Here is a 26193-nt window from a genome sequence, read left to right as displayed (position 1 = left end):
AAATTTTGAAAAGAAAGTTAGTTTTAGGAATAGCAGTATTAATGGGAGTATTTTTGCTTGCAGGATGTAATCAAAATAAAGAATCCAAAAGAGATGAAACCATAGTGCTGAAGGAAAATAAATCAGTATGTAATGATATTTTAGTGGAAAGTGAAGTGCAGGGGGAATACAGTAGATTGTATTATTATGACTATGAGTCAGGCAAGGAGATTTTTGCATGTAGTCAGGCAAACTGTAACCATGACATAGCGGATTTTAAAAGTGATAAAATTAATTGCAATGCCATCGTAAAGGGACAGGCTAAGTATCCTTTTATATACAATAAGCGTTTGTATTATTTTGTAATAACAGGGGATACAAGTGTTCTTTGGAGTAGTAAAACGGATGGAACTGACAAGAAAGAAGTAAGCGAATTAGAGTTTCCAATTTATGAAAGTGCAGAATATGTTTTACATGATGATAGCGTATTTGTTGCTTCTTATAAAGCCGTCATTACAGAGCAGGGAACTAATAAGCAGGAGCAAACAGGTGCAGACGCAGAAGTTTATCAGATTAATCTCTCAGATGGTAAAACTGATAAACTGACTGAATTTGGCAATAAGGCAGATGCATATTGTAGTACTGTTCAGTTTTTTGACAATAAATTATTTGTCCGTTATGAAAGCAGAGGCAAAACATATAAAGAAGCAGGTTTTAAGGATGTGGATCATTTTATGGTATGGATGGAGTCAGACAAGTTTTCCTATGCAGAGCAAATTGAACGATTAGACGAAAAGAAAGAATATTATACATACGACTTTGAAACTAAGAAAACAGAGAAATTTGACATTGATTTTGAAAGCAACTTTGAACCATATAAAGGCATAAAAAACATGGACGGAGCATATTGGCTGCTTTGCTATTCCAATGATACAGCATATTATTTGGATGCCGTAGTTGGAAAGTACAATATATATTCTTACAATGTGAAAACAAAAAATCGTAAGGAAGTTTTTAGTTCTTTTAAAAATGTGGATATGTACTGCGACGGAAAGATATACATAACCTCAATGGACATGAATGAAAAAACAAAGAAAGAGTTAGTGCCATCTGTGGATTTTAATAAGGAACCTAAATATTATGTATATGATGTTTCAAAGAACAAACTCATAGAACAGAATTATGGGGAAAAAGGGAAGATATTTTATGCAATTGATGTAAATCCTAAAGGGCTTCTTGTTTATGATGTTTCGTTTAATGAAGCTTATGACTCGATTGATGAACATTCAATAAAACAGATAGAAAGCAGCAAAATCAAAGAGTAGGAAGATAGGGGATAACATATTCCGAAAGTTAAAAACAGAGATGTCAGGAATAAAATCTCTAAAAAGTCAGAAAGAGAAATGATATGGTCATAAAAGAATTTAGAAAAATATTATCTCAGAAGTGGATTATTTATATTTTGTTTGTATTGTATTTTGTAAATATATTTTTAGATACAAGAAATGTGGAAAGTGAAATAAAGACAGCAGACAGGAAACAGGAAGAGCATATAGAAAGAATTCAAAATTATGATAAGTACATTGATAATATCAGCAGTAATGCCAGTGTCATATCAGGATTTTCTCTGTTTGAAGATAATAGTAATTATCAGAGTAAAAGTGCAAAGAAGATTGTAAAGGCGTATGAAAATGTAAAGAATGTAAAGCCACAATCAGGAAATTACACAGTAATCGAAAAGGCAACGGAGATAGGATTTAGTGATGTTATTGCTTTTATTGTTATGCTGCAGTGTGTAATTATTATTATGAACATTGACAGAAAACATGGCATGCTAACATTACTTAAATCCTGTAAACAAGGTAGGACAAGGCTTGCACTAGGAAAAATAGGCGGTTTGCTTATAACTACCATAATGGTGGAACTTGTTACTTTTTTGATACATTTTCTAACATTAGTAGGGACATTTGGTTGTGGAGATTTAACAGTGCCTATACAATCAGTACCGGACTTTTATGAGTCGGCACTACCAATAAGCATAATTATGTATTTGGTTATTTTTGTAATGCTGAAAATAGCAGTTGTATTTTCATACACACTTTTTATTTTTGTGATTGCCATTTTATGTGACAACAGCGGAATTATATATGCAGTTACGGGAATTACAATCGGTTTATCTGCAGTGGCAAACATAAAAATCGTATGGGATTACGCCATTGCTTTTATAAAAATAATCAGTCCCGTAACATTAATAAATGTAAAGTCCATATCAGAGAAATATTATAATTTGAATGTGGCAGGAACTCCATTTAATGTTATGTCTGTTGGAATACTAATTGTAATAGGGTATATCTTAATATTTACGGCTTTGGCTATATGGTTATTTGGCAAAAAAAGAGTATTTCACATTGAAATAAAAAGACTGAAAAGAAAACACAATCTTAAACCTAAGAAACCAATTGGCATGCTGGCTATGGAATATAAGAAACTTTTGATTACAAACAAGGGAATATTGCTGTTACTTGTATTGTGCCTGATTCAGGGAGCAATATTAAGTGAAGTTAATACAACTATTGATGGCGACCAAAAGTATTACAGTAATTACATGGACGACTTGGAAGGACCGGAATCTTTGGACAATGATTTGTATATACAGAAAGAGAAGAATTACTTTAAGAATATTGAAGAAAAATATAAAGAAAAGCAGACACAATATCTGCAGGGAAAAATCAGTGGTTCCGAGTTATCAATTGCTGAAAATCAATACACCACAAAGATATTGCCAAAGACAGCATTTAAAAAAGTGCTTAAAAGACAAAAACATTTAAAGAAACTTAAAAAGGATAAAAACATAAAAGGCTGGTATGTAAATGACATAGGCATACATTATCTTATACATCCGGGTAGCATTTACAATGAAAAAATTGCTTGGATATTCATGATGCTTATAATGAGCGTAATGGTTGTAATATGTATGGCTTATGAGGAACAGACAGGAATGGACAAGCTATCAGACACCACAATGTTTGGAGAAGGAAAGCTGTTAAGGAAGAAAATTGCAGTAAGCCATAGCATTTCATTATTAATATTCATCATTTCAAATATTCCATTTTTGTTATTGGCAATTCATTCTTATCATTTTGGAGGAGTAATGGCTCCAATAAACAGTTTGATTGGTTATCAGAATTGGGTTCAGATGCCAATACTATTTGTACTGAGTGGAGTTTATATTATTAAAGCATTAATAATGTTTGTAGCTACTATGATAGTTATTTTGATTTCAAATAAGTTAACAGGAATGGTAAAGAAAATGGCTGTATCAATTACAATATTGGTAGTGCCACTCATAATTATGACAATAGTATAAAATGAGGTTCTAACATGAATAAATTGGAAATAACAAATTTAACAAAGAAGTACGGAAACAAAACAGCTCTTAAAAATTTTACATATTCATTTGAAAATGGAGTCTATGGTTTAATTGGTCCTAATGGTGCCGGTAAATCAACATTAATGAATATTCTGGTTGATGGGAGTGAAAGAACAAAGGGACAAGTATTGTATAACGGAAAAGAAATTGAAAAGCTTGGAAAAGAATACCGTAATATTATAGGATATGTACCGCAGCAACAAGGGATTTATACAAACTTTTCAGCAGAAGATTTTTTGAATTATATGGCAAATCTTAAAGGAATAAAGAAAAAAGAAATTCCTGATAAAATAAAGGCAGTATTGGAATTTGTAGGACTAAGTGAAGTGAGAAAGGAAAAGCTAGGTTCATTTTCAGGTGGAATGAAGCAGAGAATTCTTATAGCACAGGCTTTATTAAACAATCCACGAATACTTATTCTTGATGAGCCTACGGCAGGGTTGGATCCAAAGGAAAGAATTCGAATAAGAAATTTAATTGCCAGAATCAGTATGGACAAGATTGTAATTATATCTACCCACATAGTGTCAGACATTGAATTTATTGCCGGGAATATTGTGTTTCTTTATAGTGGAGAACTAATAAGAAAAGGAAGTCCGAAAGAATTATTAAAAGAACTGGAAAATCAGGTCTTTGAAAAGATAATTACAAAGGATGAAGTAGAGGAGTATGATTCAAAGTATCTGGTAAGTGGATTAATGTCTGCTTCAGGCGGAGTGAAGATTAGGTATATTAACAGAGAAATGAATGACGATAATGAATATACAGTTGAGCCTAATTTAGAGGACTATTATTTGTGGATAGAAAAAATTAAGGCTAAAAAGGTTATGGGTAATTAAATAGTTATTGAATGTTAGAGAAAATAAAATTTATAGTATAAGAAGAGGTATAGGCATGACAAAATGTAAAAAAACAAGAGATTTTTTAAAAACAAATATTGTGGATATTATTGGAATATTTGTGGCGATTGTTGGAATAGTTGTAGCAATTATAATAGGGTGGAAAACTTGTGAAATTTCGAAAAATCAAGAATTGATCGGTCAAAGGAGTGAGTCAATAATGTATAGTGTTACTAATGGAACGAAAGGAATAGAATACGCAATAGATGGTAGAGTACAGAATCAGATAAAAAGCTATAAACCAGTGATAAAGGTTAAACGTGGAATTATAGATGTTTTAAAAGTGATAAAGTATAATGGGAAAGAGTTTAAAATATTAGGTCAACCTAAGGAAGAATTAATGGATAAATATAGATTAAGTAAAAAAGGATTACAATTAACTGTAGAACAAAACATTACTAAGGATTATGGGGATAACATATTTTATGATTATTTCTTTGTGTATATAAAATCAGGGGACGGTTCGGAACATTTGGACTTGATTTATACAAAAATAAATTTAAATAACACTGATAAAGTACTAAAACCAGTGCTTAAAACAAAGTTAGATATATTAGAAAACACAAATAATGACAAGGGATATTTAGAAATGATGAATTCGTATAAAAAGTTATTAAAAGAAATTGATAAACTTTCATCAGGACAATTAGTATTATATTAGATTAAAAGAACAATAAAAAATTAATTCTGTATAAAATCTATATTCTATTGTGTAAGATGGGTGAAAACAAATAGAAAATTATATGTATCAAGAGCTCGGTCCACTCGAGAACAGGATTCCTTTGCGAAAGACTTGCCAACCTGATTATATTTTATTACATGATGAGCACTTAATGGCACAGAGAATAATTTTCTGACATACTTTTGTGTGTTTACATCTAAATATATCAGTGCAAATGTTGTGCAAATTATTAAATATCCGGTTGGGTTGGATGCCATTAACCTGGTGAAGACGACTCGCTTTTGAAATGGTAGTCGGATCCTTACAAAGATATTTGGCAATCTCCTTGAAGGAAAGATCTTCATTTAGAGAGTCTTCAATAAATTCACAGTCATCTAAAGTTAAGTGTTTCTGGTTTCCTGGTATAAGGTTAGACATGTGTATCTCCTTCTACCGTTATCAGAGAGTATGTAACAAGCGGATAAAAGGAAAGATAAATATGCAAATGAATAGGAGAAAATGGTGTGAAAGGTTAAATTCCACTTATGTAAAAGTAAATTCCACTGTGAGATGGGAGAGTGGAATTTAAAATTTAAATTTTGGGGGACGAGATAAAGGAAAGGATGGATTGAGAATAATAGTAGAATATGGTAAAATATCTATTGTATTAGGGTCTATAACGTAAGTTATGATTTCCACTTAGGAGATAACGTAATTAACAATCTGTAAAGATTTTATAGGCTTTCGCATGAAGGTATCGCATTTAGTATATAGAGACCCTAATACATTTTTTAGGAGGGTACAACTTGGAAAAATATAAAGATTTATCAGATCAAATATGGACAACAAGAATTTCAAGAGTTAATGCTGAAAAAAGATTGATAAACAAAGAAGCTTTTTTTCAGGGAATTAACATTTATTATTCATGTGTTACGATTATATTTTCGATACTTACATTACTTAATAAAAATGAAAAATTAAGTTTGATGACAGTGTTTATGACAATATCATTGCTTATTGTTATTTTATATTTGAATGGACAAAAATATCTGGAGCATGCAAGAGAATATAGAAAGAATTATACAGAGTTGCAAAAACTTGAATTTGAATTAAAGAATATTGAGAGTGATGATGTAGAGTTGTTTAAGAACATATATAATAGATATTGTGATTTACTAGATTCAAGTAGTAATCATATATCATTTGATTATTATGAGACAGTTCATGGTAGCTCAGGTGAATATAGAAATAGGAAATGGAAAAATGTAAGGTGCAAATATTATTATAATGTTATTTGGCGTGTGCTTTTAAAAATATGTGTTATATTATTGCCAGTGGTTTTATATTGGATATGTGGGGTTTTATAGATGCAGGCATCGTATTTATGGAAAAAGTTGTTCACAAAAAAACATCTTATTGAACATTATGAAGAAAAAGTAAAAGATAAGCCGTCCGTTGGATTGGATAAAGTGTCGCCTCGAAAATTTGAACAAAATTTGGATGAGAATATTGAAATTATTATTCGAAAATCTATGAATGGCTCTTATCATTTTACAAGATATAAGCAACTACTATTTACAAAAGGACCTACAAAACCGCCTAGAGCGATTTGTGTGCCGACGCTAAGAGATAAGTTAACAGCGTCAGCGTTGAATGAGTTGTTGGTTGGGGTATATGGGGATAAATGTAAGACCATAATACCACAACTTGTTATAGATGATATTACAAAAAAAATTCCAATGTACACACATTTTATAAAATTGGATGTGAAATCATTTTATGGTTCAATAAATCAAGACAAGTTGATTAAAATAATAAAAAGAAAGATACACAAACCAGAAATTATATCAATTATATGGAATGCAATTAGAACAGAGGCACTTCTTTATCCGATAAAGGAAAAGACTGTAAAAAAGGAAAGAATATTGGGAGTTCCAGAGGGATTACCTATTTCAAACACTTTAGCTAACATATATATGCAGGATATTGACATAAAATATAGAGAACTTGACTACATATCATATTACAGATATGTTGATGACATATTGATATTGGTTAATGAAGATAAATTTTTTGATGTAAAGAAAAATATATGTGATGACATAAAAAAGCTTGGATTGGAATTAAATGACAAGAAAGATGAGGGACTTGTAACAGAATCATTTGAATATTTAGGTTATGTTTTAAATGATAGTGAAGTAACAGTAAGAAAAAGCAGTGTTTTAAAAATCGAGCAATCTATCGAGGAATTATTTAGAACGATAAAGAAAGATAATATTGGATATTTGCAATGGAAATTAAATTTAAAAATTACAGGTTTTATTCTTGAAAGCCATAAGTACGGTTGGTTATTTTTCTATTCTCAAATAACTGATTTGAGTTTACTTTTCCACTTAGATGATGTTGTGCAAAAATTGATTAAGCGTTATAAATTAGAAGGTAAGATTAAAATAAAGAGATTTGTTCGGACATATGCGGAAATTCATATGGCATTGCATGAGACTAAGTATATTCCGAATTTAGATGATTTGAAATTAGAAGATAAGAAAGCTATTTTATCGGACATATATCAGATGGATTTGACTGACAAAGATGAACGCTTTGTTGAAATACAGTTTCATAAAATAATGAAGCGTGAAATAAGAGACATTGAAAAGGATATTGAAAATATATCTTAATGTTCGGAATATGCAAATATTACTGTATGATTATGCAATGAATTTGAAGTGGCTCCATTTTGGCTCTAAAAATTTTAGACGAGGTACACAAAAATGCACAATAGGATGAATATGAAGAATAAAACACACAAATGTGTACCTGAAAACAGCCAGATAAATCTCTCAGCCCAAGAGTTTGAATAGACACTACAATCCCACAATGCCTTTATTTATAGGCACTGTGGGATGTTTTTATATTAATGTGATTCTATTTTGAGAAAATTAATCAAATAGTTAAACGGTTAAATGAAGGAGTTGTATGGCATTAGAATTTGAATTATATACAGGAAAATTAAAATTTAAAGATATTGAGTTTACATTTGTTTTTGACAAAAAAGAATTAAGATTAATACCTCCAAATGTAAAAGTAAATTTCACCGTGACGTGGGAGAGTGGAATTCAAAATTTGAATTTTGGATGGATTGAAAAAATCAATTTAAGATTGAAATAAAGTGGATTTGATGATATAATGAAAAAGAAATAATAAATCGTTGTAATGATACGAAAGGGATTAGTAATGGCAATCAGATACAACAAATTATGGAAGAAATTAATAGATGAAAATATGATGAAAGTTGACCTTAGAGATCAGGCAGGAATTACAACAAATGCACTGGCAAAACTAGGAAAGAATGAACATGTAAGTACGCAAGTTTTGGAAAAAGTATGTAAAGTATTGCATTGTGAGATACAGGACATTATGGAATTTGTTCCAGACGAGGAAAGGGAAGAACAGTAATATGGCTAAGAAGAAAACAACTGAAAAGGCATTGAACATAGATAATATTTTATTTAATTGTAGAGATTATTTGCGTGCGGCACGTAACTCCGGCTCATTCTTTGAAAAAAGAGATATGATGCTTACGCTAGTGTTCTTGAGGTTTATCGGCGAAAAGTATGAGGATGGAATTGAAAATCTAAAACGGACACTTAAAGAGCAGGGATTAGATCCGGAAGATGAGAACATTAGAGCAGCATTTTTTGATGATGCTACTTTTGCAGATGGTACATATAATTTACCACTAGAAGCAAGATGGTCGACTATTATCAGTACGCCGGCACCACAGCTTAATGTTGCACTTGATACAGCTTTACAAAGACTTGAGGAGGAAGATCCACAGTTGAAGGGCTGCTTTGTTAAAGGAACATTTACAGCACGTAATTTAGCAGCTAATGATATAAAGAAAATTGTTGATGAAGTGAACAAAATCAGTCATAAGACGTTTGGAGAGGAAAAAGACCTTATTGGTCGTGTATACGAATACTTCCTTAAGGAGTTTGCTGTAAATGCAACAAAGGAGGAAGGCGAATTTTATACCCCTCATGACGTAGTTCAACTTATTGCAACGATGATTGAGCCTTATGATGGAACCTTATATGATCCTTGCTGTGGTTCGGGAGGAATGTTTATTCAGAGTGCCGAACTTGTAAAGTCAAAGCAGGGAAACTTAAATGGCATCAATGTATATGGTCAGGAAAAAGAACCGGCTACATATCGCCTTGCAAAAATGAATTTAGCATTGCGTGGGATTAGCCATAATCTTGGAGAAGAAGCAGATTCATCATTTACGCATGATCTACACAAGGGGTTGCATTTTAACTACATTATGGCAAATCCACCTTTTAATCTGAAAGGCTGGTATAATGACAATTTGAAAAATGACCCTCGTTGGTCTGACTATCAAACACCACCTGAAAGCAACGCAAATTATGCCTGGATTTTGCATATACTTTCGCATTTGAAGAAAAACGATGGAGTTGCAGGATTCTTGCTTGCGAATGGGGCATTGAATGATAGTGATACATTGGAAATACGTAAGGAACTGATTCAGAATGATAAAATTGAGGCTATCGTTGTTCTACCAAGAGAATTGTTTATTACTACAGATATCAGTGTTACTCTGTGGATTCTGAATCAGAATAAAAAAGGCGGAAAATACCATGGAAGAAATCTCCGAAACCGCGAGCATGAGATATTCTTTATGGATTTACGCCAATGGACAGAAAATGCCGTTAAGGGAGAGAGCAAAAAGAAAGTTCGTCTGGTTACAGCGCAGATTGAGAAAGCTGCTGATATATATCATACATGGCAATCCGAAGGTACTGAGGGAACAAATTATGAAATACCGGAACTTTATCGAAGTGTAGGTATTGATGAAATAGAAAGTAAAGGTTGGGCTCTCACACCAAGCAAATACATTGAGTTCATTGACCATGATTTAGAAATTGATTATGAAAAAGAAATGGCTCGTATTCAATCTGAAATGAAAGAGGTTATGAAACAAGAAAAGAAATCCAAGCAGATGCTGGAGGAAGCATTTAGGGGGATTGGATATGGAATTGACTAATATTAGATTGGGAGATTACATTGAACGCTCCACGATAAACAACAAAGAATTGAAGTATGGGGTTGATTTGATAGTTGGTGTAAATAGTCAAGGTGTTTTTGCAGCTCCTAAAGGTAATATAGATGGAGTAGATTTAAAACCTTATAAAATTGTCGAAAATGGAGCTTTTGTGTACAACCCAACCCGACTTGAATTAGGTTCAATTGCCTACCGTACTGAGGGATTATGTATAGTATCTCATCTATATATGGTTTTTTATCTGACGGATGAGGGAAAGAAAATCATTGATCCAATGTGGTTATATATTTATTTTAGGCGTTCAGAATTTTGCAGAGAAGTAAAATTTAGAAATTTTGGAAGTCAAAGACCAGAATTCAATTTTAATGATATGAGTGACATAGTTATTCCACTACCAGATATTGAAATACAGAAAAAATATGTAGATATTTATAATGCCATGCTTGAAAATCAGAAAAGTTATGAGTATGGATTGGAGGACTTAAAGCTTGCTTGTGATGCGTATATTGAGGATTTAAAACATGGTATACATTGCAAGGCAATTGGCCCATATGTTGAAAGACATGACGTAAGAAATAGAACAAACGAAATTAAAAATGTTATGGGTGTAAGTACGTCTAAGGAGTTTAGAGAACCTACTTCAAAAGTAAATAGAAATGAATTATCAAATTATAAGATAGTAAGACCTCGTCAGATTAGTTTTGTGCAAACAACACACAATGAAAAAGTATTTGCATATGCTTTCAATAACACCGAGGATGATATTGTTGTCACATCAGTAAATGAAGTGTTTTCGGTTGATGAGGATAAGCTTTTGCCAGAATACCTTTGTATGTTTTTTAACAGAACGGAGTTCGATAGATATGCAAGGTTTCATTCATGGGGATCGGCAAGAGAAACATTTACATGGGATGATTTAGTTAAAGTAGAAATTCCTATAGCAGATATGAAAACTCAAAAATCAATAGCAGATATTTACAAAGCATATAAAGAACGAAAAGCAATCAATGACAAACTTAAAGTAAAGATAAAAGACATTTGTCCAATTCTTATTAAAGGTTCTATAGAAAAGGCAAGAAAAGCAAAGGAGGCATAGTCTATGGCAAGATTAAAAGAATACAATGGTCATTATTGTGAATCAGAATATGAATATGCCTTTATTGGCTTTTTAGAAGCGGAAGGTTGGAAGTATTCTTCTGGTAATAATATCCGTCGTGTCACAAAAAGAGATGTACTAATTGTTGATGATTTTAAGAAGTTTATGGTAGACACCAATCCGGATTTGACCGAAGAGGAAGTGACACAGATTTTCGATAATGTCCGTCTTGTAGGTGCGGAAAGTGATTTTGCCACTTTGCACAAAGTATATGGATGGATGGTAAATGGTGTTCAGTTTACACCGCAGAATGAGCTACCAGGAATGATACCACTTATTGATTTTGAAAATTGGGATAAGAATATCTTCCGTGTAGTGAACCAGTTTACAGTAGAATATACAAACAATGGTCAAAAAGAAAATCGTAGACCAGATGTGCTCTTGTTTGTAAATGGTATGCCCTTGTGTGTTGTTGAACTTAAAAATCCCGCTGATGCCAATGCGACTATTTATGATGCTTGGGAGCAAATTAATATTCGCTACTGGAGGGATATTCCGCATCTTTTACACTATTGCCCTTTGGCTTGCATTTCAGATGGTGTGAAAACAAGATTAGGTACAGTGCGTACACCTTACGAGCATTTTTATTCTTGGCGCAGAGTAAATGAAGGAGACGCTGTATCCACCTTACCTTTTGCAGAAACAGAAACTATGATAAAGGGTGTTTATTCACCAGAGCGATTCTTGGAGATTTTCAGAGATTATATTTATTTTCAGGATAGTATTTATGATAGCGATGAGCAAGAAATTGTATGTCGTTATCCACAATTTTTTGCTACAAGATTACTTAAACAAAGTATTATTAAATCGGTAGTTGAAAAAAGTGGTAAAGGTGGTACATACTTTGGAGCAACCGGATGTGGAAAAACATATACGATGGCTTTTCTTGCACGTCAGCTTGCACTTCGTTGTACGGATATTCCGGAAATCGGTTCACCAACAATTATATTAATTGTTGATAGAGATGAACTGCAAAAGCAAGGTTCAAAACTTTTTACAAAGAGTAAAGAGTTTCTTAATCTGGGTGAAGTATCTGTTGTAAAAAACAGAGCACAGTTGAGGCAGGAACTTGGTGCAAGACAAAGTGGCGGTTTTTATATTTGTACCATTCAGAAATTCTGCGACAGGAAAGATGACAAAATCGGGCTTATCAATGATAGGCAGAATATTATATGTTTTTCAGATGAGGCTCACAGAACTCAGCTTGAACATTCTAAGAAAATTCAGTTTAGTAAGGATACCGATGAAAATATGAAAGCTATGGTTTCAAAACCATATGCAAAAGTATTGAAGGAAGCATTTCCTCATGCTACTTTCGTAGGTTTTACCGGAACGCCTATTGCGGAAACTTATCAGACCTTTGGTGAAGAAATTGATCGATATACAATGGATCAGGCAGTTGCAGATGGACTTACGGTTTCCATTAAGTATCATCCGCGTATTGCAAAGGTATTGCTTGATAATAAAAAAGTAAAAGAAATTGAGGATTATTATAAAAAATGTGCTGATGATGGCGCTACCTATGAGGATATCGAAGCAAGTAAGAAAGCAATGAGCTCTATGGAAGTAATTCTTGGCGAGCCTTCCAGACTTGAGCGTCTTGCTACAGATATTCATGACCATTATGTTTCATCTTGTGCAGGTGATCCAGACAGAATACAAAAAGCAATGGTTGTATGTTCTAATAGAAAGATTGCCTATGCATTATTACAGAAGTTTAAGGATAAATATCCGGAATGGTTTGAGGAAAAGAAAACACCGGATGGGGTTTCTGTAACAGAAGAGGAACTGAAAGAAGTGAAACCGATGCCATTTATGGCAATGGTATCTAGTGTTGGCAGTAACGATGAAAAAGATATGTATGATTATCTTGGTGGAGTTAAAAATGATAAGCGTTCAGAAGAATTGGATGCTGCTTTTAAACAGGAAAAATCAAATTTCCGTATTGTCATTGTTGTAGATATGTGGATTACGGGCTTTGATGTTCCTTGTCTTACATACTTATATAATGACAAGCCTTTAAAGAAGCATTTGCTGATACAGACAATAAGCCGTGTAAACAGAAAATATCCGGGTAAAGAATATGGTATGGTTATCGACTATATTGGTATTCGCGACAACATGCGTGAAGCTATGAAGGTATATGGAGGCGATACGTCTGTTGCACCGACAGCCGATGATGTAGAGCAGGCTACATCAGTGTTTAGAGAAGAACTTGAAGTATTGAAAAATATGTTCACAGGTTATGATTTATCACCATTTTCAAATCCGGAATGTGATCCGATAGAACGATACAGACTCCTTGCAAAAGCAGCGGAATATGTATTTGCGTCAACAGAAGAATTACAGTCGGAAGGAAATAACGGTGTTCAGAAAGTTTCCTTCAAAACCTATTTTTTAAAGACAGTAAAACGAATGAGGGGGGCTTTTGATATTTGTCAGCCTTCCGGTTATCTTGGAGAAGAAGAATCTGCCCTTGCACAATGCTTTATGGCTATAGCAGGTTTTGTTCGTAAGATGAGCGGAACAAGTGAAGTAGACACTGATACTATGAATCGTGCAGTTTCAAAGATGGTTGAAGAAGCTTTAAAATATAATCAGGTGGAAAGTGTTCTTGAAAGCGGAGAGGAAGAAGATATTTTTTCTCCGGAATATTTTGAAAAATTATCTGATGTCAAAATGCCGGCAACTAAATTGGAATTGCTTGTTAAGATGCTTCGAAAGGAAATTAAGGAATATGGAAAAGTCAATCGGTTAGCTGCAAAATCATATCAGGAAATGTTGGAAAAGACGATTGCAGAATATCATGAAAGACGTAAACATCTTACTGCTGAAGAAGCCGGTGAGGCACAGGAAAAGGCATCTGAAGATATAATTAAGATTGCAACGGAACAGGCTTTAGCTATTCTTCGTCAGATGAACGAAAACAGAGAGAGTTTTCGAAAAATTGGCTTAACATTTGAGGAAAAAGCATTCTATGATATTTTGATTTCTTTGCGTGACCAATATAACTTTGAATATGGAACAGATAAAGAAGTGGATGGTGTTATAGTCAATGATAAATGTAAAGCTTTAGCAAAGAAAATAAAAGATATTATTGATACAAAGTCTTCGTTTGCCGACTGGCTCAATAACCAAAATGTAAGAAATGGATTGAAATTGGAAATCAAAATATGCTTGGTGAAGAATGGTTATCCGCCACAGTATAGTCCGGAAGTATTTAACAAAGTTATGGAACAGGTGGAGAATTTTGAGGAGTATTCTGGAACAGAAGGTATAGGAAATGAAGCATCTACTTCTGGGAAAATTTATGAGTATAAGCCAGAGTATAAGGTGATGATGGTTGCGGAAGATTCGTCGAAGTATGGTGATTCAAAAAATAATCAGTAGGGAGGTGCTGAATATGAAATACATGTTTTTCTATGATGAAACAGAGCATAGTAGAAAAATTAATTATGAGACTGTTACTGCGAATAATTACTGTGATAATTTTATAACTGGAATTGTAGGGTGGAAAGCAGAAGAAAATGAATGTATTTCTGACAGATATCTTGCTTTCGAATCGAAGTATACTTATAGAAAAAAAGACGGAGAACTAAAAAGCCAGACTATGAAAGCAAAAGATTTTAGGCTGGGGTTTGCGTCTCTTAATAATCATACTATTGAGTTTTATGAAGACCTTGTATCATTGCTTGATGATAAAATAGTTATTTATTTCTCTGCGTTCAGCAAAATAGAATATGTTATTAACCAATTATTTGTAAATTATCACAGTTCTATGTTTATTAATGTTGATTATATGAAATACTCAATAATTAAGGCTATCAATATATATCGACCACAAAAGGTGATAGAAGCAATCTATAAAGAACCACAAATATTTGTTAAAGAACTACGGTCTTTTTTAGAAGATAGGATTATTAAAAATCAAGCGAATACTGCTTTGAAAGAGCATGAGAATCAAGCATTTCAGGAAATACTTTTACTGCTTGAGGACACAGAGGTACCCGAAACATTAGATTGGACCTATTTTGCACCTTTTGATGGATTTAAGAAATTGTTGACAGAGATGAATGTTAATGAATATCAGTTGATGATTGACCGAGAAGGAAAAGAATCGCATACATTGAATTCTGCAAAGAATGTAGGACTTAAAAATGTCATCGAAGAAGATTCTAAGGATTATGTTGGAATCAGAATGGCTGATATGCTTGCTGGATTGATATCTCGATTGATGCAATCATTGAAGATATCGTTAACTGGAGATTATAAAGATGGGAAAATGAAGAAGACACTTTTAGATTCGGGCTGGTTTGCATTGAATCAAAGAAAGCTTGATTTGTATAAAAAATTATATCGGGTAATTTGTGAGGTTAATGACTATTGGTACAAATCTTTTTCTGGAATTTATTCGGATGATTTAGTGGCTTTTGTAGCACTTCTTCAATTTATGAATCATTTTTCAGATGCAGATGAGATTCGTAATAGTAAGATAGAAATGCAACCAGAATATTACAATGCTTTTGTCTGCGAGAACTTGAACGAACGTTATAAAATAATGAGAAACAAATTACCGATTGATCCTATAGTAGAAGATGGCAAAGATTATTTTTATAATCAAAGAGGTGCAAAGGTTTATAAGGATATTAACAAGCAACCCATGTTGCCATTACATAGTGGACAAAATGAGTTTTATGTTCTTTCTGTTGGATTTTCACAGAATGGAACTCCATTAGTAACAATCTCTGAAAATGATAAGCCTATATGTTATAGGTTGCCAAATGAGTACAGTGATTGGACTATGACTGTTGCTGGGGTTTCCAGTATGGGTGAAAGATTATTTCCATCAAAAGTGTTATTTTCATTAATTGGTGGAAGGTATTTGGTTGATATTTTATAGATTTTAGGCATTTTAGAAATTTAAATATATAGTTTTGAAAAGTAGGTGAATGATGGAAAAGATTTTTTCGTATAATGTAGATATAGACAAAACAGCATATATGAATTGGAGAACCAGACAGCATCAACCCATTCATGATATGATGATTATTGCTGATGGATACATGAAGGCAGCGATAATGCTCGCACAGGACTGTTTGCAGGACAATATGGATAGGAAGGCTGATAGTGTGGTTTTCCCAATGTTGTTTTCGGCAAACCATGCAATAGAGTTGTATCTAAAATCTATAAACTGGTCTTTGAATATGTTGCTTAATGCGAAAGAGTCCTTTTGTGGAGGGCACGATATCAGGCAGATATGGAATACAGTAAAGAAACGTATGATAGATTTTGAAACCGATAAAGAACAACGAAAACAATTTAAGGAAATGACCAAAGAGCTGGACGATTATATTTCAGAATTATATGATAAAATCGATAAAGATCATAATGCTAATGCAAAGATGAAAAATATGGATTTTTCACGTTACCCGTTTAATGCCGATGACGAATATCATTTTTATATCGAAAATTATGGGAATGAAGTTGTTGATTTAGAGATGTTTGTGGAGATATTCAAAAAGATAGGTGATAACTTAAATTGTATTGCTGGATATTATGAAGAAATGGCAACATTTGTTCCTGATTATGATTGAGAGAAAGCATGGTAATAAGTTAGGGTACATATCTGTATAAAAGAGTGTTCACTATGTGAAGTAAGGATAGGAGGAAAGCATGAAAGTAATAGACGCTAACACATTTGTAAATAGTTTTAAAATTAAGCCGGATAAAAGTATGTCTTTCCTCTTGGGAGCGGGAGCATCTGTATCATCTAATATTCCATCAGGTGGGCAAATGGTATGGGATTTTAAAAGAACGTTGTATTGTACAGACAATAACATTCGGACAAGTTTGTATGGTGATTTGTCTAAGGAGAATGTACAGAAGGAGATACAATCATACTTTGACGGGCGAGGGGGATACCCGGAATTATGGTCGCCAGAAGAATATTCATTTTATTTTGAAAAGTGTTATCCGTCAAGAAGTGATCGAGAGTATTATATTCGAAATAAAGTACGAGATATAAAACCGTCATTGGGATATTTATGTATGGGGGAATTGATAGTCAATGGAAAAATAGATTTAGTTTCAACGACTAATTTTGATGATTTAGTACAAGCTGGTGTTCATTCAATTAATCCAGGGTTTTCAATTAAAACAATATCATCTGCGGTTAGCAATAGTGTCGGATTTGCGTTGAATGAGGGATTTCCTAATATAATAAAGTTACATGGAGATTATTTATTTGATAAACTAAAAAACACAGAGTCAGAATTGCAAAAGCTAGAGGATAAAATTGCAGATATCTGGAAGACCTCTATAAAACAAAATGGATTAATAGTTATAGGATATGCTGGCAATGATAATTCTGTTATGTCTGTATTGGAAGAATTAATCAATGAAGGCGGTATAAAGAAAGGGGTATATTGGTGTAAACCAAGAGGCAGTAAACTTAGTATAAGAGCATGCAAATTTATGGAGAACGCATGTAATGTTAATGAACAGTCAGCTGTGGTTGAAATTGATGGTTTTGATGATCTCATGTATAGTCTATATTTGGCTATGAATTTGGAAAATACCAATATTGATGAATTATGGAAGGGGCATGATAAAAAACAAGAGATTTTATATGATGCGATAGGAAGGCATACAGCATCAGCAATTACTAATGCATTACCAGCAATACAGTTTCCAAGAAAATGTTATGTATTTAGTTCAAACATTACCACTTGGAAAGAATTACGGGCAATAACAAATAATTCTTGTGTTGCTATTTTACATAAAGGAAAAGTATGGGCATTAGGTAGCAAAAACGGAATTTTAGAGGCTTTTGCAGATAAAAACATTAGTGATATTGAGGAAATGGATATTCCAATATATATGATGAAATTGGAACATTCGGATGTTATTGGTATGTTTTATGAGATTATAGAAAATAATTTGTTAAGCAAAGGCTTGTCTTCATTTGGAAAAAATAAGTACTTTGATAGAAATAGCAGGCGATTAAGAAACGGTTATTTTGTTTATGATGCAATTAAAATAGCGATGACATTTGTTAAAGATAATGTAGTTATGAATTTATTGCCTACAGTATATGTATTAAAAAGTGACGGATCTCAATTAGATAGATTTGCGTATCAGAATATTGTAAACAATGAAATGTCAACACTATATAATAAGCAGATGAATGAAAAGGTAGAAATATGGGTACAGAAATTATCAACGAACAGGAAATTAATCTTTGAATTAGGAAATGCTATATTGGAGTTTAGTACACAACGAATTCGATTTGCAGGAACAGGCAGCATTGATAAATGTTATCAAGCAAAGGAAACTGAACTTGCTTTTGACTATGAAAATGATAGTTGCATTGCAGTCAATCAATTAAAAGGTTTAATTAATTATGGACCATTAGAATCATATGCTAATCGAAGTGTACGATTAGCAGTGCTGTCGCCTAGAGAATGCGCAGCAGATATATGGAGGCACTTAAATGAACTAAATAAGCACCATGCAACAACTTTAAAGCAGGATAAGGCATTTTTACCAGAATATATAGGATTTCAAGATGTTTTTAGATGTGGATTGAATATTCCAAATGGAAATGATACCAAAAGATTTAAGGGTTATTCTTTAAGCGATGCTTTAAAGGCATCTGCTGAAGAGTTTTTTAATGGAATTTGTCGATATATTGATGTGATGGAAAGAGAAAAGCATGAATTTGATGTTTTGGTAATCTATATTCCAAATCGGTTAAGTAAAATGCGAGAACTGAAAAATGAAAATGTTTATTTTGATTTGCATGACTCACTAAAAATATATTGTGCAGGAAAAGGTATTGTTACACAGATAATAGAAGAAAGATCAGTCCATACTAATAGTGATATGGCAAAGATTATGTGGGGGCTTTCCACGGCTATATATACAAAGGCTGTTGGAAAATTGTGGAAACCAAAGATGACAAGATATGACACGGCGTATATTGGATTAAGTTATGTACAATCAATAAAGAATAATGAAAAAATATCAATTGGTTGTAGTCAGTTGTTTGACTCAGAAGGAAATGGGATGGAATTGTACTTACGTCCGTTAAAAGATCCACAGATTATACAGAAAAATCCGTATATGAGAAGTGGAGATGCTTGCCGCCTTATGAACAATTTGAAAAGAATTTATGACGAGTCGGTTCCTTTGCATAAACTAAATCGAATTGTAATACATAAGACAACACATTTCACAAAGGAAGAAATGGAAGGAATAACAAAAGGACTTGCAGGTGTGGATAATATTGAACTACTGCAAATTCAAGAATTTTCTGCGTGGCGGGCTATAAGATTTCAGAATGATGTTGCAACACTATTTCCGATTCAAAGAGGAACGGTTATTCCACTTGATAAAGATACATTTTTAATCTGGACACATGGAAGTGTTCAGCATGATGAATTGGCTGGAAAAAATTTGAATTATTACAAAAATGGTAGAGGAATACCTGCACCATTATTGGTAAAAAGATTTATGGGAAAATCATCGGCTCTGGAATTGGTCAATGAAATTCTAATGCTTACTAAAATGAATTGGAATAGTGGGGACGGATTATATAAAATATTGCCTGTAACGCTGGATTTTGCTAAGGCATTGTCCCGTGTTGCTAAGCAAGACTTAGTGGTCTATGATAGACCGTATAATTTTAGATATTTTATGTAAGGATTATCAATAATCAAGAATGAAATCTGTTTAAAGGAGTGGCATCGAATGATTAATATATATACAGAAAAAAAAGAGTCAAAAGATTGGATTCTTCAAAATGACTTGTATTTCAATTTGAATACATGTAATGAAGAAATGTCTGAAAATGAAATAAACCTCATTCGGCAAGTGGATGAGGCAAAACTGACACCAGATAAGCACATTGAAACAAAATATGGATTGGGCACAATACGTAATTTGTCATCTGGATGTAAGACATTACTCAATATAGTAAAGCATCCTGATAAGGTGGTGTGCGTAGAGGAATGTGGTCCAAATGTATTAAAATTTATATTTGCGATGGATGATATAAAGATATATATGTCACGCCCTACACTTGCAGAGATTCCGGATAATGTAGAAATCAGGTTTAATGATAAAGATATAGTAACCGGTAATTCAGGGTACAATGCTTGGTGGAGTAAAGAGTATGAAAGGAGAGAAGCGGATGATCTATAAGAATATTACATTTAAAGCGGATCCATTTTCATACGATTTGATGTTTGATGACAGAATAACTCTCGTTGGTGGAGATAGTGGCACAGGTAAAACTGTTCTGTATGAAATGTTAGAAGATTTAAGACTTACCGACCAATATAAAGCAATTAAACTGTTCAATTACAAATCAGATAATCTTTTAGAGGCAGTTAAACAGTGTAAGGACAATTTTATCGTGATTGATAATGCGGATATTTTGATTAATGATGAAATTAGAAGATTCATTAATTTCGAATTTTCCAATCAATATATGCTTTTTTTGAGAAATTGTGATGGGCTCAATGTATCGGATAAGAGCTTTAAAGTGTTGAAACTTGAAGATAACAGGATAACACTAGAAGAGGAGTTGTGATATGAAATATTTATGGACAGAAGATATAGGTGCAGGACTTCACTTCTGGAAACTGATTAATCAACTTTTCTTTGAAAATGCATTTGTAGTTGAAAGTAAAGAAAGCAATCAGGGAATCTTGGATGCCCTTACAGTTTTGAAACTAGAAAATGATGACGAGTATTATATTGCATTTGATTATGTAGTTGACAATCAGGATATTCGTAATAAGTATCGCTTGTTGAAATCAATAGCAGAAAAATCAAAAGGAAAGATTATACTTCTAGATATGATTTGTTTTGAACACTTAATTCTTGCATTTGACAAGCTGGTTACTTGGACGGGCACCGGTAAGGCAGACAAAATCAAGATTCGAGAAGATGTTTTGTCGGCAATTGAGGATCATAGAATCAACTTGTCAAAGATTAATGACGAGAAGTCGTTACAGTATTTAGCAGGGTTTAAAAGATATTCTACAGAGCGAGTGATGAAATCATTGGTAGGCGAATTTACACAAAATGAGAAGTGGTCTGTTAAAGGTCTGCTTATGGGTGAATGCTGGTATAAAGATTGTTGCGTATCTGAACATCCGGATAGTCTTAGGTGTGGAAAACCAGAGGTTGAAGGTGGAAGTGAAAAGATGAAATTATTGATAAAGACTAAAGCGGTTCAAAAACTATTAAATATATTACTCCATGAATGAAAATATGCGATATGAGGTTGACAGATAAAATGTAATTAATACGGAGGAACATAAAGGAATAAATGCTTATAAATAAACATATTTTAGATGACAAATATATTTTTGAACTTGCTTCTATTTTTAAAGAAAAAGGATGGACGATCGAACAAAGCACGGACGATGAATATTCAATATTTGATCTTTTTTGTGATCGACTTCAGTCTTTAGAATCAGATTCAGATAGAGATTTGATAATAGAATTGACTAAGAACTATTTAGTTGTAGATGTGGATGAATATTGTAATTATCTATCGAAAACTCTTAAGATTTTTTTTGAAGAAAAAAAGTATTTGTTAGATAATTTAGATACAATTCACGTTTTTCCAGTGCAAGATAAAGATTATATTGATAAAACAAAGAGCGGAAATATAATTTGTTATTTTTTACAGGGTATTGTATTTCGAAAGCTCTCTGTATTCCGTGATAAAAGAGTGAGAATTATTGAAACATTTAACGGCTTAGAAAAACACAAGGATGAAATTGAAATTTTAATGCTAGTAGATGATTATGTTGGATCGGGAGATACTGTATTAGGGTGTATTAATACAGTAGAGGAAAAAGGAATTTCAAAAGATAAAATTAATGTATTAGCTTTGGTATTACAAGAATGTGGAAAAAATGCTGTTGAAGGATATGGAGTACCTATATATGCATCTGTGATTAAGAATAAAGCTATTTCCGATAATTATGAACATGAAGAAGCTGAGAAGAAAGTTGAACAGATGAAAAAAATTAGTAAACAAATAAGGGTGAAAGATCATAATTTGTATTTGGGATATAAGGAATCAGAAGCTCTAGTTACAATGATTAAAACACCAAATAATACTTTGCCATTTTATTGGTATGAGGGAAAAAAGGATGGGAACATTATGCTGGCACCTTTTTCAAGGCGAAATAACGTAGGAGTGGATACATAAATATGAGTGAATATTTAATCTTTTTAATTTTAGATATTATTAATAAGAGTGCGTCGATAGGAACAATCCTCAAGTTGGGATATTCATATTCAGAAGCTTTAAAGATGTTTAATGAGTTGGAAAATATGGGATATGTATATACTGATGATGAAATTAAACAAGGAATTACACAGCGGGGAAAGAATAAGCTGTTAGAACTAGAGGAAAAATATCGATACAAGGAGATTGCAAAATTGGAACAATATAAAGTAGAAAAAATGTCACTTGAAGATATATATTTACCTTGATATAATATAGTAATCTTTGAACTGCTAGACTTATGCACTTTGTGCAGGGTTGTCGAGTCTGTCAACCTAAGAAGAACTTATTTTCAAGCCTGTGTAAGAGCAATCTTTATTTTGCAGGAGCAAAATCAAGATTGTTCTTACGTATTCGAGAATTCGGAGAATTCTCTCATCATATAACTGCATCAAATGAGTAAGCTCATTTGCCGTAGTTATATGACAGATACTATTTAGTAGCTGTTCCAAGATTTTTTGGAGGATATTGTGGACTGGGAAGATTATAAAAACGAGTTTATTAGAGTTGCGAAAAAAAATGAGAAAAATGAAGATTATTGTGACAAATGGTTGAAGTATGCAAAAAAATTGTATGATAAGCGTTTGCCAATAATTTTTAATCAAGAACACTTATGCTTGTTATTAGGCTATAAAAAACAGTATGTTTATAGTGTAAGTAATTCCCCTGCTGATTTTTATAGATATTATAAAATTCCTAAAAAGAATGGGAATTTTAGACAAATATCTGAGCCACTGCCCAGTTTGAAAGAGATACAAAAATGGATTCTTGATAATATTTTGGTAAATGTAGATACGAGTGTATATGCAAAAGCATATATAAAAAAGAAATCAATAAAGGACAATGCGCGATTTCATAGAAAACAAAAAGTGCTTCTTTCATTGGATATCAAAAATTTTTTTGATTCAATAAGTTCAGATAAAATATTTGATTTGTTTTGGAATTTGGGATATAAAGAGGATGTTGTTGTGATGTTGACAAATTTATGTTGCTTAAACGGTTCATTACCTCAAGGAGCACCAACCAGTCCTATGCTTTCTAATATTGTATTAGAGGATTTTGATAATGAAATTGGTCTATATACAATGGAACAAAAGATTAGATATACAAGATATGCAGACGATATGACTTTCTCTGGAGACTTTCATCCTGGAAAAATTATCTCAAAGGTAAAAAGACAGTTAAATGATTTAGGATTGAAGCTTAACGATGAAAAAACAAGAACTAGAGGACGAGGACAAAGACAAGAAGTTACTGGAATTGTTGTTAATGAAAAAATGCAATTACCTAGACCTGAAAGAAAAAAGATAAGACAAGAAATGCATTATATAATAAAATATGGCATAGAATCTCATCTTGAATATTGTAAAATAGAAAAAGCAAATTATCTTTCACATTTAAAGGGGAAGATAGAATATGGATTATTTGTTAATCCGTATGATTATGAGCTTAAAGAGTATTTAAGTTATTTAAATAATATAAAGGACTGATAAATACTTGTACCATTTTCGATGTTAATGTATAATGTCCTTATGGCAACAGTTTGGCAACGTCCATTCATAAGGTCAGAATAAATAATGTAATTGATATAGAAATATGCCCCATATTCAACTAATGCTTAATCAAAATAAGTTAAGTTTAACCTGGGACATAATGAGTTTGAATAACGGACAGAAATGCCGAAAGCCTGTATTTATGCGGACTTCCGGCATTTGTTTTATCGGATGGCTCTAGTTTGGCTCTATTTGTGGAGAGAGTAGTAGCAAGTTTAAGGAGAAATTATGAAAAAGATAATTATATTAAGGGGTAACTCTGGAAGTGGAAAAACAACAGTAGCTAGAGCATTGAAAAAGAAATAGCGAGAAAATGTTGTTCCGAATTAATGAAATTTGGGTTAATAGAGATTATTGGAAAGGAATACATGTTGACAGCACGGGTTTATGAGGCAGTAAAGTAAGATATTGAGTATACCAGAGATAAAACAGTACAGTATATTAAAGCAAAAGATATGATTACAAAATACATTAAATTGCAAGGATATATTAATCGTAGTACAGTACAAGAGTTGTGTGGATTTACGGATCAGCAGGCAAGACGTACAATTGAAAAAATGAAAGAAGAAAATATTATTGAAATGAGTAATGGTGGAAGGTATGCGAAATATATTTTAAAAGAAATTTAATTTGTTATTCAACTTGGCAATGCCGAGTTAGAGAACGAGTTAAAATGAGTGTAAAGACAAAAATTAGTAAATGTGTAGCTTTATCATGGCATTTTAACTTGTCATATTGAATTAGACGCCAAGTTAAAAGCCGAGCTAAAACTAAGATAAGTAAAAAGTGTTAATACTTTCAATTATATCAATAAGTATGATGTTGATTACATATTTTTGAAAATAATAAGAAAAAATTTCTTTTCTAATATATCAAAAGTAAAACAATTGAAAAATGAAATTGAGAATAATAAAAAGGAAGAGAAGAGATGTCTTTAAAAGAAACAGGTGAGTTAATTAAATCTATTTTAAATAATGTTAAAATAAGTTGGATTGGAATGGCAATAATAATATTGTTGCTTATTTTATTTTGTGTCATAAAATGGATTTTGAGTAAATATAAAAAAGGGAAAAGGACTATAAAAGAAAATGTAAAAGAGTTTTGTCGAGATTTGATAAATTTAAAAGTTTGGAAAAGAATCATTTTATGTATTGTAGTAGTGATTCTTTGTGTGCTTGTATTTGTATTTTGCTATTTGGTTAAGAAGCCGAGTCCATATCAAGAAATCGCTATATTGAATGATGAGAATGAGATTATTTATCCTATTGGTGTAGACATTCTCAATGAGAAAATAATTGGAGAATATACATTTTTTACATATAATACATCTCAAATGATTGGTGATAAAATTATTACATACCCAGTATTGTATAAATGGCAAAAAGGAAAAATTGCCGAGAAAATAAGTAAAGATGCTTGTCCACATTTTGAAGTGATAAAAAATAGTGTTATATATTTGAATTCAACATTGGCAGATCTATCACATGGAGAATTGTATGTTGCAAGACCTGATGGAATGAACAAAAGAGTTATGGAAGAAGAACTATATGATTTCTCAGTAGATGATGAATATATTTATTTTACATATTGCTTTGATACAATTGGTGCTGGGCTGGAAGGACATGCTTTATATAGAATCGATTTAAATGGTAATCATATGACTAGAATGGCTTACGAAATATCTAGTCCAATTTTAAAAGGTAGTCATTATAATGTTAGAATAGAAAATGGGTGGGCAATATATTCAAATTATAAAATACAGATTGAAAATGAAGCAAATGGATTAGAAAAAGTGGTGTTATTAGAAAATACAGATGATGATTGGATATATTATACTTCAAATAGGTTAATAAAAGCTAAGCCAGATGGGACTGAGCAAATAGTTTTAGATGAGGCTGATGACTTTTGGTATCAAATTGATAAAATTGAAGGCGAATATATTTTTTATCAAAAAGGAAATGATAAATATAAGATAGATATCAATGGGGAAAATAAAGAAAAATTAAATGATTAGTTATGAAATGTTCGGACGGGCGAATATTTTTTATTAAAAGAATTGTAATGCGGTGTTAATGCAAAAAATGTACTATATTGTAGATGAAGTATATATAAATAAAAAAC

Annotated in this window: 23 protein-coding genes; 22 read left to right on the top strand and 1 reads right to left on the bottom strand. The window is 32.2% G+C overall.

Features of this window, described 5'->3' with window-relative positions:
* The first annotated feature begins 5 nt into the window (after positions 1–5).
* From DWZ69_RS06985 to DWZ69_RS06970, 4 genes are all read left to right on the top strand, one after another.
* On the top strand, positions 6–1304 hold the full coding sequence (locus DWZ69_RS06985; RefSeq protein WP_117999896.1) for a hypothetical protein: 1299 nt from the start codon (positions 6–8) through the stop codon (positions 1302–1304).
* An 83-nt stretch (positions 1305–1387) separates the two neighbouring features.
* On the top strand, positions 1388–3346 hold the full coding sequence (locus tag DWZ69_RS06980; RefSeq protein ID WP_117999895.1) for a hypothetical protein: 1959 nt from the start codon (positions 1388–1390) through the stop codon (positions 3344–3346).
* A 14-nt stretch (positions 3347–3360) separates the two neighbouring features.
* Positions 3361–4248 (top strand): ABC transporter ATP-binding protein, encoded by an 888-nt coding sequence (locus DWZ69_RS06975; RefSeq protein WP_117999894.1) that lies wholly within the window; start codon positions 3361–3363, stop codon positions 4246–4248.
* 55 nt (positions 4249–4303) lie between these two features.
* Positions 4304–4969 (top strand): hypothetical protein, encoded by a 666-nt coding sequence (locus DWZ69_RS06970; protein ID WP_117999893.1) that lies wholly within the window; start codon positions 4304–4306, stop codon positions 4967–4969.
* Between the two features lie 144 nt (positions 4970–5113).
* On the opposite strand, the gene DWZ69_RS06965 is transcribed toward DWZ69_RS06970, so the two are convergent.
* A complete protein-coding gene (locus DWZ69_RS06965; protein WP_117999892.1) occupies positions 5114–5407 on the bottom strand; it encodes a helix-turn-helix domain-containing protein in 294 nt (97 codons plus the stop codon).
* Positions 5408–5775: 368 nt separating this feature from the next.
* On the opposite strand from DWZ69_RS06965, the gene DWZ69_RS06960 reads away from it, so the two are divergent.
* The 18 genes from DWZ69_RS06960 (at position 5776) to DWZ69_RS06875 (ending at position 26086) form a co-directional block, all read left to right on the top strand.
* Positions 5776–6336: an SLATT domain-containing protein gene (locus DWZ69_RS06960; RefSeq protein WP_029066840.1), complete on the top strand. Its 561-nt coding sequence runs from the start codon at positions 5776–5778 to the stop codon at positions 6334–6336.
* Complete coding sequence (locus DWZ69_RS06955; RefSeq protein ID WP_117999890.1) at positions 6337–7647, top strand: reverse transcriptase domain-containing protein; 1311 nt, start codon at positions 6337–6339, stop codon at positions 7645–7647.
* 298 nt (positions 7648–7945) lie between these two features.
* A complete protein-coding gene (locus DWZ69_RS06950) occupies positions 7946–8137 on the top strand; it encodes a hypothetical protein (protein WP_117999889.1) in 192 nt (63 codons plus the stop codon).
* Between the two features lie 66 nt (positions 8138–8203).
* Positions 8204–8425 (top strand): helix-turn-helix transcriptional regulator, encoded by a 222-nt coding sequence (locus DWZ69_RS06945; protein WP_117999888.1) that lies wholly within the window; start codon positions 8204–8206, stop codon positions 8423–8425.
* Position 8426: 1 nt separating this feature from the next.
* Positions 8427–10034 carry an N-6 DNA methylase gene (locus DWZ69_RS06940; RefSeq protein WP_117999887.1) on the top strand — a complete coding sequence of 536 codons (1608 nt, stop codon included), beginning with the start codon at positions 8427–8429 and terminating at the stop codon, positions 10032–10034.
* On the top strand, positions 10021–11148 hold the full coding sequence (locus DWZ69_RS06935; RefSeq protein ID WP_117999886.1) for a restriction endonuclease subunit S: 1128 nt from the start codon (positions 10021–10023) through the stop codon (positions 11146–11148). Before DWZ69_RS06940 ends, DWZ69_RS06935 begins: the two co-directional genes overlap by 14 nt.
* 3 nt (positions 11149–11151) lie before the next feature.
* Positions 11152–14598: an HsdR family type I site-specific deoxyribonuclease gene (locus DWZ69_RS06930; protein WP_117999885.1), complete on the top strand. Its 3447-nt coding sequence runs from the start codon at positions 11152–11154 to the stop codon at positions 14596–14598.
* Positions 14599–14611: 13 nt separating this feature from the next.
* A complete protein-coding gene (locus tag DWZ69_RS06925; RefSeq protein ID WP_117999884.1) occupies positions 14612–16108 on the top strand; it encodes a DUF3800 domain-containing protein in 1497 nt (498 codons plus the stop codon).
* A gap of 49 nt (positions 16109–16157) precedes the next feature.
* On the top strand, positions 16158–16802 hold the full coding sequence (locus DWZ69_RS06920) for a hypothetical protein (protein ID WP_243081038.1): 645 nt from the start codon (positions 16158–16160) through the stop codon (positions 16800–16802).
* Positions 16803–16881: 79 nt separating this feature from the next.
* A complete protein-coding gene (locus DWZ69_RS06915; protein WP_117999882.1) occupies positions 16882–19911 on the top strand; it encodes an SIR2 family protein in 3030 nt (1009 codons plus the stop codon).
* A 48-nt stretch (positions 19912–19959) separates the two neighbouring features.
* A complete protein-coding gene (locus DWZ69_RS06910) occupies positions 19960–20412 on the top strand; it encodes a DUF4869 domain-containing protein (protein ID WP_117999881.1) in 453 nt (150 codons plus the stop codon).
* Positions 20402–20803 (top strand): ATPase, encoded by a 402-nt coding sequence (locus DWZ69_RS06905; RefSeq protein ID WP_117999880.1) that lies wholly within the window; start codon positions 20402–20404, stop codon positions 20801–20803. Before DWZ69_RS06910 ends, DWZ69_RS06905 begins: the two co-directional genes overlap by 11 nt.
* Position 20804: 1 nt before the next feature.
* Complete coding sequence (locus DWZ69_RS06900) at positions 20805–21485, top strand: hypothetical protein (RefSeq protein WP_117999879.1); 681 nt, start codon at positions 20805–20807, stop codon at positions 21483–21485.
* A gap of 62 nt (positions 21486–21547) precedes the next feature.
* On the top strand, positions 21548–22441 hold the full coding sequence (locus DWZ69_RS06895; protein WP_117999878.1) for a hypothetical protein: 894 nt from the start codon (positions 21548–21550) through the stop codon (positions 22439–22441).
* 2 nt (positions 22442–22443) lie between these two features.
* A complete protein-coding gene (locus tag DWZ69_RS06890; RefSeq protein ID WP_117999877.1) occupies positions 22444–22728 on the top strand; it encodes a hypothetical protein in 285 nt (94 codons plus the stop codon).
* A 261-nt stretch (positions 22729–22989) separates the two neighbouring features.
* Positions 22990–24009 carry a retron St85 family RNA-directed DNA polymerase gene (locus tag DWZ69_RS06885; protein ID WP_117999876.1) on the top strand — a complete coding sequence of 340 codons (1020 nt, stop codon included), beginning with the start codon at positions 22990–22992 and terminating at the stop codon, positions 24007–24009.
* A gap of 518 nt (positions 24010–24527) precedes the next feature.
* Positions 24528–24701, top strand: coding sequence for a hypothetical protein (locus DWZ69_RS12070; protein ID WP_158561098.1), 174 nt, complete (start codon positions 24528–24530; stop codon positions 24699–24701).
* A 299-nt stretch (positions 24702–25000) separates the two neighbouring features.
* Complete coding sequence (locus tag DWZ69_RS06875) at positions 25001–26086, top strand: hypothetical protein (RefSeq protein WP_118436527.1); 1086 nt, start codon at positions 25001–25003, stop codon at positions 26084–26086.
* Positions 26087–26193: the final 107 nt, after the last annotated feature.

The sequence above is a fragment of the Eubacterium sp. AF34-35BH genome (genome assembly GCF_003477765.1).
Classification (GTDB): Bacteria; Bacillota; Clostridia; order Lachnospirales; family Lachnospiraceae; genus Eubacterium_G.
Note: the sequence above shows the minus strand (reverse complement) of the source record. Positions and strands in the feature narration are given on the sequence as shown.